The organism is Vreelandella neptunia (assembly GCF_022489065.1).
GTDB lineage: Bacteria > Pseudomonadota > Gammaproteobacteria > Pseudomonadales > Halomonadaceae > Vreelandella > Vreelandella neptunia_A.
The window spans coordinates 195,003-207,947 of sequence record NZ_JAKVTW010000003.1; the positions used below are offsets into that span (position 1 = coordinate 195,003).

Consider the following 12,945-nt stretch of genomic DNA (forward strand, 5'->3'; position numbering starts at 1 on the left):
TTTGGCTGCCAGCAACAATTAAATAAACGAGAATTAACTTGCCGCGATGTTGGGCGGTGCTCGATTTGGCGGGAGTAAGGTGAGGCAGGAACATGGCTGGCTAGGGGCTACTCGGTTTAAAATAGGGCCGTAAGATAACGCCAGCAATAGTGTGTCATAGACGTTAGGCGGCAACGCGTTGCTAACCGACAGCTCAAATAATGGTAAAAGCTCATTATCTGTTTGCCACTTGGATGAATCTTTTTTAATACGCAGTTTAGTGGGAAGTGGGGCAACACTGTAATGGGTTGACTGGCGCAGTAAGTTTTCATCGGATTGTTGAAATACTGCGAAATGGGGCTTATGAAATTGCTCAATAGCGCCAAATAAAAGAATTAAAAAACAGCCTAAAAGTAGGCACTGGGAAGTCCTCTGAGGCGTATATCTTGCGTTGTTACTAATCACCCCGTGCTGCATTAAATCTTCCCTGAGCAAACTGGCCGAGCTTCTTTTATACCTTAGTCGGGGGCTGTTTGCATCAGACAGCCAATGGCATTACGTCGACTTCAACTTCGAGTCGGTGCTCGCCGCCACCATTCATAACACCTTTAAGCGGGGCGACGTCAGCGTAATCCCTACCCCAGGCCAACACAGGGTGCTGTTCCCCAGCCACAGTGCCATTGGTGGGGTCGAGGGCTAGCCAGCCCCACTCGGGAATCCACGTAGCCAGCCACGCATGGGAAGCATCTGCGCCTATAAGGCGTGGCTGACCAGGTGGCGGCTGCGTTTCTAAGTAACCGCTGACATAGCGGGCGGCGAGACCTACCGAACGCAATGCGCCAATCGCCAGGTGAGCGAAATCCTGGCAAACGCCGCGTCGGTTAGTGAGCACTTCGCTTAACGGCGTTGCCAGTGTGGTGAAACTGGGGTCGTATTCGAATGTTTTGTAGATCAGCTCATTGAGTGCCAACGCTGCCTCAATAATCGGCCTGCCCGGGGTGAAGCAACTATGGGCGAAGGTGGCGAGCTCATCGTTACGGCGGATAAACGGCGAGTCCAGTCGGTAGAGCTGTACATCAAAGCTGTTGTCCTGGCTAAGCTGTTCAGCAACGTTTTCCCACGTTGGCGAAGCGTTGGGTAAGGCGGCTAAGGGTTGCGTGTTCAGCGGCGTTACGACAGTGACATCCAGGGTTTGATGGACTTCTTCCATAGCGAAATAAAGCACCCGGTTGCCGAACACATCGCGGCGCTCCATCTGCACTTGTGGCGTAGGACTAATCTGCAGTTCTGAAGCGCCACACTGCTGGTGCGGCGTTTTGCGTGGTAACACCCGCGCTTCGCTATGGCACAGCGTCACCGGGGCGCTGTAGTGGTAGCGGGTGGTATGCCGCAACGTGTAGTTCATGCGTCTGGCTCCATGCTGACTAGCTGGCGTGGCCGCTCTACATGGCTGAAGTGGCTTTGACTAATCGCTTCCGAAAGCGCACTCAAGGGGGCAATCAGAGCATCCAACAGTTGCTCTAAGGCGTCTTGCGCTTCTGGGGTATCGGCCAAATGGCTCAAGCGATCAATATCCGCAAGATGGAGGGCGGCATTGGCCTGAATTAACAGTCGACGTTCGGCATTACGGTAGGGCGATGTAGTGCCGGGAAGACGATCCATTTGTCGCTCTATGCGTTTTAGCATATAACCCACCGACCGGGGGTTGGTTTCGTCGAAGAGAAGCAGATCTAGAATAGCCGCTGGGTGAAGCTCGCTGCGGTAGCGGCGTCGGTAAGCGGTAAAGTTATCGGTCGTCGCGAGTACAACTTCCCAAAGCGCCAGTCCCGGTGAATGGGGCGCATTCAGGGTAAGTTTAAGCAGCGACAGCAGCCCCAGCACACGGTCCAGAAAGCGGCCGATATCCATAAACCGCCAGCCGTAATGATGCGGCATGGTTTCGTTGCACAGACCAAAGAACGCCGCTAACTGCGCGGAAAGTCCTTCGCAGGCCCGCCTTGCAGCGCTGGCACCTAGGCTGGGGTTAAACGTAGCCATGCGCTGGCGCAATTGATGGACTACTCGCCAGGAATCGTCGCCTAGATGATCACGCACGCTGCGCGCATTGCGCATTAATTGTGAAAACAGGGGCTGCAGCGCCTGGGGTTCCACGTCATCAAACTGGGCAAGCAGCGCTGCACGTTTTTGATCAAAGCCAATTAAGGGTGCCTGCAAGCGGTGCTCGTCATCTTCATTGAGCGTCGTGATATCCAGGGCCAGCAGCAGCTCATCCAATAATTGATCGGCGATCTCGTCCTGGTCGTACTCCATCAGTCTCAAAAGCGCTTCACGCAGCAGGCGCGCGCGGGTATCCAACCGTTCACCGTAACGGCCTAACCAAAATAGGCTTTCAGCTACTCGGCTAGGTAGGTCAGTACCATCGCGGGTGGCCACCACTGGGCCACGGGCCTGTCGGAGCTGGCTAACATGGGGCTGGGGTGAGGCGGCGGTGACCCATACATCCTTCACGATAGTACTGCTGAGGGAGGGAGAGCCTGGCTCTCCTACCCATGCTAGGCCGCCGGGCATGACCTGATATTCGCCCTTAGCGTTGCTACTGCTGGTTGCGCTGCCTGGCATGCGTGTCACAAAGCAGCGCAGGTTAAGAGTCGTGGGTTCCAAGCGCTGTAGATAGCTATCAAAGATGGGCGCAGTGGCTGGCTGAGTGGTGGCGTCGGCGTTGGGTAACAGCAGGGTTTCACCCAGTAGGTGCTCACACAGTTTGGGTAAGTAATCTGCTAAGACCGGCGCTTCTAAAATGCCCACACCCAAGGCGTTTGATAAGGCCACACCGCCGGCACGCATAGCCTGTAATAATCCTGGAACGCCAAGCTGCGAATCTCCACGCAGTTCAAGCGGGTCGCAATAGGCATCGTCGCAGTGGCGCAATACCACATCCACGGGCTGCAAGCCGCCCAGTGTGCGCAGCCATACTTGAGTATCGCGCACAACGAGATCCTGCCCCTCCACCAGGGCAATATTGAGATAGTTGGCTAAATAAGCGTGCTCGAAATAACGTGGGCTGCCAGGCCCCGGTGTTAATAAAATAAGCGTTGGGTTGTCGCGATGCTGATAGGCCATCGCGATTAATGTGCGGTGGTGCAAATCAAGAAAACCCGCCAACCGCTTCAACGGCGCATTGCGGTACATATCCGGCAATGCACGCGCCATTAAAATGCGGTTTTCGAGTGCGAACCCCGTTCCAGAGGGCGCCTGCAATCGGTCTGCTATCACCCGCCATTGGCCGTGGATGTCCTGAATAACATCCACGCCATGAAAAGCAATTGGCGCGCGATCATTGGGGAGCGAACGGTGACAGGGCAATAATAAGTGCGCTGAAGCGAGCAATTCTTGAGTTGGAAGTAGGCCTGCATCGAAGAGCGTTCGTGGACCGTAAATATCATCATAAAGAGCGGTCAGCAGGCGGCTTCGCTGAGTAAGCCCTGCTTCCAGCGCATGCCACTGTGGTTCATCAATGACCCAGGGTAGCGGGTCTAGCCGCCACGAACGCCCCTGGGTTTCATCATGCATATTGAAAATCACGCCGTTCTCGGCGAGCAGCCGCTGAATCTCTTCATGCTGCTGATAGCGACCTGCAGGGCCAAGATTTTCCAAAGAGCCCAGTAAGCTCTGCCAACCAGGGCGTAACTGCCCTTGGCCATCGAGCATGGCGTCAAATGTGCCGGGCTGTCCCTTGCCTAGCTGGTTTAAATAATCCTCAACGAGCCCGTTAACCACGGGCGCGAGAAGCGAGGGAGAGACAGGGGCCGTCATTATCCTTGTAATCCTGAGAGGTAAGGTGCGGATTATCCTGCACTAGGCGCTAAGAGAAAAGCATTAGCTTGGCGTCCAGCGTAGGTCGAGCGTTTGCGGCAGTTCCAGGCTGGGTGTTTCCACCTTGGGTACCTGATGGCCATGACGATGGCCGTTGTCACTAAAGCGCCCCAGTCTTCGCGCTTCGGCCTCAAACGCATTGACGGGGAATGTATCGAAGTTACGGCCGGTCGGATGCACGACGTAGTAAGTGCAACCTGCAACGGAGCGCTGGTTCCAGGTGTCGATCACATCAAACACCAGCGGCGCGTGAATAGGAATCTGCGGATGCAGCGCCGATGGCGGCTGCCATGCACGGTAGCGCACGCCGGCTACCGCTTCGCCGTTTCTTCCCGTGGCGGAAAGGGGCACTCTACGGCCGTTGCAGGTCACCACATAGCGGTCACCGCTCATTCCGCTCACCTTAACTTCCAGGCGCTCAACCGAGGAGTCCACATAGCGGGCAGTGCCGCCCGCAGAGGCTTCTTCACCAAGTACATGCCATGGCTCGATGGCTTGGCGCAGCTCGATATCCAGCATGGGGGTGTGCAAGCGTCCATGCAGCGGGAAGCGAAATTCAAGGAAGGGGGCAAACCACTCCAGATCAAAATCGAAGCCGTGGTGGCGTAAGTCACCCAGTACGTCGTCGAGATCATTCCATAGGTAGTGGGGCAGCATCCAGCGATCCTGTAATGCGCTTCCCCAACGAACCGGTTTGGCTCGGTAGGGTGTTTTCCAGCAGCGTGCGACGAGTGCTCGGATCAGCAGCATCTGCATCAGTCCCATGCGCGCATGGGGAGGCATCTCGAAACCGCGTAGTTCCAGTAATCCAAGGCGCCCGCTATCACTATCCGGCGAGTAGAGTTTGTCGATACAGAACTCGGCGCGGTGGGTGTTGCCGGTTAAGTCTGTTAACAGGTGGCGCAGTAAGCGGTCGACCAGCCAGGGTTGTACCACGTCGCCTTCGGGCATTTGCTGTAGGGCAATTTCCAGTTCATAAAGGGCTTCGTGACGCGCTTCGTCAACTCGTGGCGCTTGGCTGGTCGGGCCAATAAACAGGCCTGAAAACAGGTAAGAGAGGCTTGGGTGGTGCTGCCAGTAGGTCACTAAGCTGGCGAGTAGATCCGGACGGCGCAAAAACGGGGAATCTTCAGGCGTTAATCCGCCCAGAGTGACATGATTGCCACCACCGGTACCGGTATGGCGGCCATCCAGCATGAATTTTTCAGTGCCTAGTCGTGTTTCACGTGCTTCGGCATACAGCCGCTCGGTTTGAGCGACCAAAGTTTGCCAGCTGGCGGCAGGCATAATGTTGACTTCGATCACACCAGGATCCGGGGTGATCATAAAGTTTTCCAGGCGCGGGTCACGGGGCGGCGAATAGCCCTCTACCATAACCGGACAAGCGAGCTCTTTGGCGCACTCCTCAATGGTACTAATTAGGTCAAGGTAGTGCTCCAGGCTGGTCAGCGGTGGCAAGAAAATATGTACACGGCCATCACGAGGCTCTACGCATAGACTGGTGTGAATAACGCCACTCTCCCGGTCGCTGTCTGCCCGTGGCTGCTGTTGAACGGATTCGCCCTCGGGGTGGGAAGGGCTAGGGTGGCTAGAGCGACCCAAGCGTTCAGCATCGCTGATATGCAGCTGCTCAGCGTTACGGCGGGCAACTTCACCGTGAATGTCGCCAAGCTCGGGGCGTGCTGCAAACAGTGATTCAGGCTGAGCTTGCTCTTCCGGGTCAGCCCAAGGCAGTGCCGAAAGCGGCAAGCGCAGGCCCATGGGTGAGTCGCCGGGTACCAGGAATAGATGGTCGCGTTTAAGTGGCCAACGGCCGCTTTCCCACCGATGCGCTTGGCTAATTGAGTGACGCAGCGGCAGGGCATAGCCCACGACTTCGTCCAAGCCTTGCTCCAATAGACGAGCTAAGCGATGACGTTCGGCATCATCTTTAAGATTCACTTCACGTGGATCAACGTTAACCGGCAGCGACTGCTCTTTCCAAAGGTAGTAGTAGGCATCTTCATAGGCCGGAATCCAGTATCGTTCTGCGACCCCTAAGCGTTCGCTCAGCGCCTTGGTGAAACGCTGAGCCATCGCACTATCAGCGTCTACTTTGGGAGCGCCTTCCATACAGGCCAACCATTTTGGATCGCGCCATAGCGGCACGCCATCTTTACGCCAGTAGCAGGCCAGCGCCCAACGGGGTAGCGGTTCACCGGGGTACCACTTGCCTTGTTGCTGTTGAATAGCGCTGCCGGGCGCATAGGCGGCCTGCAGTCGCGTTAGCAGTGCTTCTGCGCGCTCACGTTTGTGATCGCCTAGCGCTTCGGTATTCCACTGTGGGCTCTCCATATCGTCGACCGAGACAAAGGTCGGTTCGCCACCCATGGTGAGGCGCACATCTTCGTGAAGAAGCTCGGCATCTACTTCGTCGCCCAGGGTGCAGATACGCTGCCACTGCTCGTCGCTATAAGGCTTGGTGACCCGTGGGTCTTCGTGGATGCGTTCCACTTCCATGGTCACATCAAACGTGACTTCGCACTTATCGGAAAATCCAGTGATAGCCGCCGCGCTGCCCGTCGTTGGCGTCGCCGCCAGCGGAATATGGCCTTCGCCTGCGAACAATCCCGAGGTGGGGTCAAGTCCCACCCAGCCAGCGCCAGGCAGAAATACCTCCGTCCAGGCGTGCAGATCGGTGAAGTCGACGTCTGTACCGCTTGGGCCATCGAGGGCTTTGACATCAGATTTGAGCTGAATGAGATAGCCTGATACAAAGCGCGCCGCGAGGCCAAGGTGGCGGAAAATCTGCACCAGTAGCCAAGCGCTGTCACGACACGAGCCGCTGGCTAGCGTGAGGGTCTCTTCACAGCTCTGCACCCCGGGCTCCAGGCGAACCAAATAGCCGATGTCATCCTGCAGGCGCTGATTCAGCGCAACCAGGAAGTCAACGGTGGTGGTTGGCTCACGGGGAACGGCTTTAAGCCACTCCATCAACATCGGCCCAGACTCGGTTATTTCCAGGTAGGGGCTTAATTCTTGGCGCAGTGCTTCCGGGTAAGCAAAGGGAATGGTTTGCGCAATGTCGTCCAAAAAGAAATCGAACGGGTTAATCACCGTCATCGGAGCAATCAGCTCGACGGCAATGGTCAGTTCCTTACGCGGTTCGGGGAAGACCACGCGAGCATTGAAGTTGCCGAACGGATCCTGTTGCCAGTTTAAAAAGTGGTCATCGCCGGAGAGTTTGAGTGAATATGCCTCAATATGCGTGCGGCAGTGGGGCGCCGGGCGCAGCCGAATAACATGGGGCGAAAGACGCACCGGACGGTCAAAGTGGTAAGTCGTACGATGATACAAGGCAACGCGAATGGTCATGGGCCACCCTCAAGAGAACCGTTATCAACCGGTGGTCGGCTGGGTTAGGGAATAACCGAACGTTTCGCAAGTATCGTTCCACTTTTACTTTTTTGCAGCCGCTATCTTAACTAAGGCGTTTAACTAAAGTGGAAATGTTGATATGCACCAATATGGAACAGCTTTATTGCACCATGATGGCTCATAAATGCGTTTTGAAGTGCTAGAAATCTCTGTCAAGTAGCGTTTAAGTAAGCGAACGTTGAAATATCGCAAAAGATGGTACGCATATTGCTCTCAATTGTTTGATTGTTTTGCGCGCGGCAGGCCTACACTGAGCATTGAGGAAGTTGCCGCTTCCACCCCAGCGCCAGGAGAGCGCCCATGAGCCAAGTGAATTGGAATAACTATGCGTGTCGTGATTATTACGATGAGCTGATGGCCGCACCCGGTCAGCCACGCGAGTCAGCGGGTGAATTGTGCAACATGTTGGCAAGGTTTAGCGCAGAAGAGTTAGCCGAGCGGAAAACCGCGGCGGAGATCGCGATCCGTACTATGGGGATTACCTTCACTGTTTATTCTGAAGGGGCCATGATCGACCGGGCATGGCCATTTGATATTGTGCCGCGGATTATTCCTGCCAGTGAGTGGCGTAAAACTGAGGCAGGCCTAAAACAGCGTGTACAGGCGCTGAACTTATTTATTGATGATCTTTACCACGACCAAAAAGTCATTAAGGACAAAGTGTTGCCCGCCGAAGTGTTGGCCCAGTCGGTTAATTTTCGTCCTCAGTGTGTGGGTGTTAATCCCCCTCATGGCGTATGGGCTCATGTATGCGGGTCAGACCTGGTGCGCGATGGGGATGGCACGCTCTATGTGCTGGAGGATAACTTACGTATTCCATCCGGTGTCTCGTACATGCTGGAAAACCGTAACGTTACTAAGAGAGTGCTGCCTGAGCTGTTTGCGTCAGGTAAAATTTTGCCTGTTGATGACTACGTGGCGCAGCTATACGACATGTTAGCTGCGATGTCACCGCGACCGGGGGATGACCCTCAAGTGGTGGTGCTGACCCCGGGTATCTATAACTCTGCTTACTTTGAGCACGCCTATCTTGCCCAACAAATGGGCGTTGAACTGGTTCAGGGGAGTGACCTGCTCGTTGATGACGACGATGTGGTGTACATGCGCACGGTCGAGGGCATGCGCCGCGTTGATGTTATTTACCGCCGCGTTGATGATGAGTTTTTAGACCCCGAGGCGTTTAACCCTGAATCTATGCTGGGCGTGGCGGGCCTAATGCGCGCTTGGCGGGCGGGGAAAGTGGCGCTCGCCAACGCACCGGGAGCAGGCGTGGCGGATGACAAAGTCGTTTACGCCTTTGTGCCTGCGCTGATCCGCTACTATCTCGATCAGGAGCCGCTGCTGCCCAATGTGCCCAGCTACCTGTGTATGTTCGAGGATGACCGCCGCTATGTGCTCGATCACTTGGATGAATTGGTAGTAAAGCCCGCCAACGAGTCGGGGGGTTACGGCATGCTGATTGGCCCTCGCTCTACCAAAGAGACCCGCGAAGAGTTTGCCCGCTTGATTAAGGCGAACCCTAGAAACTACATGGCGCAGCCCACCCTGGCACTGTCTACTACGCCTACGCTGGCGAATGGGCTACCGCAGCCCCGCCATGTGGACCTCCGTCCCTTTATACTTTCCGGGCCTGAAATTCATGTCACCACCGGTGGCTTAACACGGGTGGCATTGATAGAAGGGTCGTTAGTGGTGAATTCTTCCCAAGGTGGCGGCAGTAAAGATACCTGGATTGTTGAAACCGACGATAAGGCGGCAGTGGCCGCGGTGAAAGGAGCCTAACGCCATGCTGTCACGCGTTGCAGAGAACCTCTACTGGATGGCGCGTTATATCGAAAGAGCGGAAGATACCGCGCGCCTACTGAGTGTCAACAGCCACCTTATGCTGGATTTGCCGGGGCGCTTGCCGCTAGGTTGGGCGCCGCTTATCGAAATGACCGGCAGCCTGGAAGCCTTTACCGCACGCCATGATGATTTTGATGAGCGTAATGTCGTGCATTTTTTATGTGCCGATAGCGATAATGATATTTCGATTATCTCCGCCCTCGCCAGTGCGCGCGAGAACCTCAGAACCACCCGGGACGTGGTGCCTCGGGAGATTTGGGAAGAGGTCAATCAGCTCTATCTGAGCGTTGCCGATCATGCTGAAAATGGCGTGAGCCCGCGTCGCCGCGATAGTTTTCTCAAGAGTGTGATCCGTGGCTGTCAGGCGTTGACAGGCCTTATTGAGGGTACGTTAAGCCATGGCCCCGCGCGTAACTTTATTGAGTTAGGACGACAGTTGGAGCGAGCTGATATGACGACTCGCATCGTCGATGTGCGCTCCGCCAGCCTACTGCCACAGAACCCAGAAGAGCTGCTGCCGTTTGAAAACCTGCAGTGGATGAGCGTGCTCAAATCGCTCACGGCTTATCAAATGTATCGCCAGCAGGTACGTTTGCGTGTGCGGGGCCCGGATGTGCTGAGATTTTTGCTTCAAGACCCTAACCTGCCACGCTCGATTGCCTGCAGCCTTGAGACGCTGGGTCATGAACTGACGCTATTACCACGCCAGGATCGTCCGGCGGCCACCGTCTCGCTAGTGCGCGCCGATGTCGTAGACGCTGATATCCAAGCGCTCGCTCATTCACCCAGCAAGCTGCATGCGTTTATTGATGAACTGCAGATTGGCTTTGCCGCTATTCACGATACGCTTAGCGCTACCTACTTTGTAAATGACGAGAGTGTTCCCCGCGTCACTCAAACTCAAAGCCAGAGTCAGAGCCAGAGCCACGCGGGGGACAACGATAACGATTAACTCGTGAGGGAGTCACGTTCTAACGGGCTGGCGGCCTGAATGATGTGATGCAGGTACGCCAGCTTTTCACGCACGGCGGGGGCAAGCACCCCAGGCGCTAAATCGAGTAGTCCCATATCCCGGTTTAGCTCATTTACCGCCAAGCCCACCTGATGAAAAGCAATCAGCATGCTGTCCAGGCTGCCGTCGTACTCAACGTGGGTAATGCCCATGTGCAGGGCGGTATCCAGCACGGCGACCATATCTAGATAGTAAGCGAAGGTTTCGGCGAAATCTTCCCATGGATGCATGGTGGCGTAAGCGGAGATAAAACGGTTAGGCCAATCACTTGGCGCGCCCTGCTGATAGTAACGCTCAAGCGCTTCGGCATAGCTTGGCCGGTGGTGGTTGCCAAATACAGCACGGCACGCCTCTTCATCGCGATCTTTTACCAGTACATCCCAATAATAGTGGCCAATTTCATGGCGAAAGTGCCCGATAAGCGTGCGGTGTGATTCATTCATATCGACGCGCAAGCGCTCGCGCTCAACGTCATCGGCCTCTTTGACGTTAATGGTTATATGGCCCGACGCATGGCCGGTATACACCTTCTCTTGCTTCGCGGTAGAGCGCCATAACCCTTGGTCGGGAAGGGCATCGGCCATAAATGAAAAGCTTAGCGGCACGTTAATAGCATCGTCTTTGGTGCCGTGGGGCAGCTTGAGTAGATCGAGGGTATGAAATAGCCGCCGCTTTGCTGCTTCGAGCGCTGCCCAGCGTTCACGATGGCCTTCAATATTGAGATCCGGAATTACTTCGTTATAACGGCAGCAGTCGCATAGAGCATCGGCTTGGCCATGCGCCATCACCACCATACGATTACAAACGTTCTCAACGGCGTAGTTGTGGCACTTCATCAGCGCTGTATCGCAATCAGGATGGGTGCAGCGATACCCACCGTTGTCCAGCGGCTCAATCGCGACAATATTGCTACAGGCAGGGCACCAGCCGACCTCCGATTGGCAGGTTAGACAGTGAGTGTTTTCATAAAAGAGTGGATTGCCACAGCGGCAGCTGAAGGTCTGCATTGATCGTTCCCTGTGTTTAAACACGATGTGCCTGGCGTTTGCCGTGAGCGGCTTAAAAACCCACCGAGCCCCTGATTAGCCGAAGCATAGCCAGCACAGGGTCACAATGGAAAGGCTAATTGACGTCCTGCCGTAGATTTTGTCTACTCACAGGATACTTGGTTGACGTTAACGTCAACTTGCTGCTATACCCAGTGTTCTCGCCTTACCGCGATACGCTCTTAAAACGGCTTTTTTAAAACAGAAACGACCATAACAACCACAATCATAGATAGGAGCAACGCTATGTCCGTTCGCGAAATTCCCATGTATATCGACGGTCAGCCCGTAAAGTCGCAAAGCCAGGAGTGGCGCGATGTTGTCAACCCCGCAACCCAAGAGGTGGTGGCTCGGGTTCCGTTCTGTACCGCTGACGAAGTAGAGCGCGCTATCAGCAGTGCCAAAGAGGCATTTAAAGAGTGGCGTAAAGTGCCGCTAGGCAAGCGCATGCGCATTATGCTTAAGCTCCAAGCGCTGATTCGCGACAATACGTCGGAGCTTGCAGCTCTAATTACAGAAGAGCACGGCAAAACCCTGCCGGATGCGGAAGGTGAAGTAGGTCGCGGCCTGGAAGTGGTAGAGCACGCCTGTTCGATCACATCGCTCCAGTTGGGTGAGCTGGCAGAAAATGCTGCCAATGAGGTGGATGTTTACACCATGCATCAGCCATTGGGTGTGGGCGCAGGAATTACCGCCTTCAACTTCCCCATTATGCTGCCCTGTTTTATGTTCCCGCTGGCGATAGCCACCGGTAATACCTTTGTTCTTAAGCCGTCGGAGCAGGATCCAAGTTCTACCATGCGCTTAGTGGAACTGGCCCACGAAGCAGGCGTCCCACCGGGCGTGCTCAACGTGGTACACGGTGGCCCGGATGTGGCTAACCAAATTGCTGATCACCAAGATATCAAGGCGCTCTCTTTCATTGGCTCTACCCATGTGGGGTCTCTGCTGTATAACCGTGCCGCCGCAGCGGGTAAACGGATGCAGGCGATGATGGGCGCCAAGAACCACTGTGTGGTGATGCCCGACGCTAACCGTAGTCAGGCGATCAATAACCTGCTGGGCTCAGCCTTTGGCGCAGCGGGCCAGCGCTGTATGGCTAACTCGGTGGTGGTGCTGGTCGGTGAGGCACGCGAATGGCTAAGCGACATAGTTGAAGCGGCGAGGGCAATGAAAGTAGGCCCAGGCACACAGCTTGATGCGGATTTGGGGCCACTAGTGTCGCCAGCGGCCCGTGATCGCGTGCTGCGTTTAATCGATGCAGGCGAAAAAGAGGGCGCCAAACTGATGGTCGATGGCCGCAACGTTCAGGTAGAGGGTTACCCCAATGGTAACTTCGTAGGGCCGACCTTGTTTGCTGACGTTACTGCAGATATGACCATTTATCGCGAAGAAATTTTTGGCCCCGTATTGTGCGTTGTGAGTGTTGAAACACTGGATGAGGCGATCGCCTTTATCAATGCCAATCCTAACGGCAATGGCACTTCTATCTTTACCAACTCAGGCTGGATAGCCAGGCGGTTTGAGACGGATATCGACGTCGGACAAATTGGGATTAACGTGCCGATTCCTGTGCCAGTGGCATACTTCAGCTTCACCGGCTCAAGGGCATCCAAACTCGGCGATTTGGGACCGAATGGCAAACAGGCGATTGCTTTCTGGACGCAAACGAAAACGGTCACTGCGCGCTGGTTTGAGCCGGAGAATGTCTCCAGCGGTATCAATAGTACTATTTCGCTTGGCTAATTGAAGCGCTATTAATTGCCTGATATT

At 55.2% G+C, this 12,945-nt stretch carries 8 protein-coding genes; 3 read left to right on the forward strand and 5 right to left on the reverse strand.

All coding sequences use genetic code 11. From position 1 onward, the window contains the following. Positions 1-33: 33 nt before the first annotated feature. The 4 genes from MLE19_RS07080 to MLE19_RS07095 all read right to left on the reverse strand — a co-directional run bounded on the left by MLE19_RS07080 (position 34) and on the right by MLE19_RS07095 (position 7,206). A complete protein-coding gene (locus tag MLE19_RS07080; protein WP_240717438.1) occupies positions 34-456 on the reverse strand; it encodes a hypothetical protein in 423 nt (140 codons plus the stop codon). 61 nt (positions 457-517) lie between these two features. Beyond that, positions 518-1,384, reverse strand: a complete 867-nt coding sequence (locus MLE19_RS07085) for a transglutaminase family protein (protein ID WP_240717440.1) — start codon at positions 1,382-1,384, stop codon at positions 518-520. After that, a complete protein-coding gene (locus MLE19_RS07090) occupies positions 1,381-3,792 on the reverse strand; it encodes a circularly permuted type 2 ATP-grasp protein (RefSeq protein WP_240717443.1) in 2,412 nt (803 codons plus the stop codon). Before MLE19_RS07090 ends, MLE19_RS07085 begins: the two co-directional genes overlap by 4 nt. Positions 3,793-3,855: 63 nt before the next feature. After that, a complete protein-coding gene (locus tag MLE19_RS07095; protein ID WP_240717445.1) occupies positions 3,856-7,206 on the reverse strand; it encodes a DUF2126 domain-containing protein in 3,351 nt (1,116 codons plus the stop codon). Between the two features lie 363 nt (positions 7,207-7,569). Here MLE19_RS07095 and MLE19_RS07100 point away from each other — a divergent pair, with 363 nt between their 5' ends. Next, complete coding sequence (locus MLE19_RS07100) at positions 7,570-9,051, forward strand: circularly permuted type 2 ATP-grasp protein (protein WP_240717447.1); 1,482 nt, start codon at positions 7,570-7,572, stop codon at positions 9,049-9,051. A gap of 4 nt (positions 9,052-9,055) precedes the next feature. Continuing rightward, positions 9,056-10,066 carry an alpha-E domain-containing protein gene (locus MLE19_RS07105; RefSeq protein ID WP_240717449.1) on the forward strand — a complete coding sequence of 337 codons (1,011 nt, stop codon included), beginning with the start codon at positions 9,056-9,058 and terminating at the stop codon, positions 10,064-10,066. Here the strand turns inward: MLE19_RS07105 and MLE19_RS07110 are convergent. Beyond that, complete coding sequence (locus tag MLE19_RS07110) at positions 10,063-11,133, reverse strand: zinc-binding metallopeptidase family protein (RefSeq protein WP_240717451.1); 1,071 nt, start codon at positions 11,131-11,133, stop codon at positions 10,063-10,065. The two genes, MLE19_RS07105 and MLE19_RS07110, sit on opposite strands and share 4 nt — an antisense overlap. 285 nt (positions 11,134-11,418) lie before the next feature. Between MLE19_RS07110 and MLE19_RS07115 the strand changes: the two genes are divergently transcribed. Further along, a complete protein-coding gene (locus tag MLE19_RS07115) occupies positions 11,419-12,918 on the forward strand; it encodes a CoA-acylating methylmalonate-semialdehyde dehydrogenase (RefSeq protein WP_240717453.1) in 1,500 nt (499 codons plus the stop codon). Positions 12,919-12,945: the final 27 nt, after the last annotated feature.

Coding starts and splice junctions, on each gene's coding strand:
- MLE19_RS07080 (WP_240717438.1), bottom strand. CDS start 456: ATGCAGCACGGGGTGATTAGTAACAACGCAAGATATACGCCTCAGAGG.
- MLE19_RS07085 (WP_240717440.1), bottom strand. CDS start 1,384: ATGAACTACACGTTGCGGCATACCACCCGCTACCACTACAGCGCCCCG.
- MLE19_RS07090 (WP_240717443.1), bottom strand. CDS start 3,792: ATGACGGCCCCTGTCTCTCCCTCGCTTCTCGCGCCCGTGGTTAACGGG.
- MLE19_RS07095 (WP_240717445.1), bottom strand. CDS start 7,206: ATGACCATTCGCGTTGCCTTGTATCATCGTACGACTTACCACTTTGAC.
- MLE19_RS07100 (WP_240717447.1), top strand. CDS start 7,570: ATGAGCCAAGTGAATTGGAATAACTATGCGTGTCGTGATTATTACGAT.
- MLE19_RS07105 (WP_240717449.1), top strand. CDS start 9,056: ATGCTGTCACGCGTTGCAGAGAACCTCTACTGGATGGCGCGTTATATC.
- MLE19_RS07110 (WP_240717451.1), bottom strand. CDS start 11,133: ATGCAGACCTTCAGCTGCCGCTGTGGCAATCCACTCTTTTATGAAAAC.
- MLE19_RS07115 (WP_240717453.1), top strand. CDS start 11,419: ATGTCCGTTCGCGAAATTCCCATGTATATCGACGGTCAGCCCGTAAAG.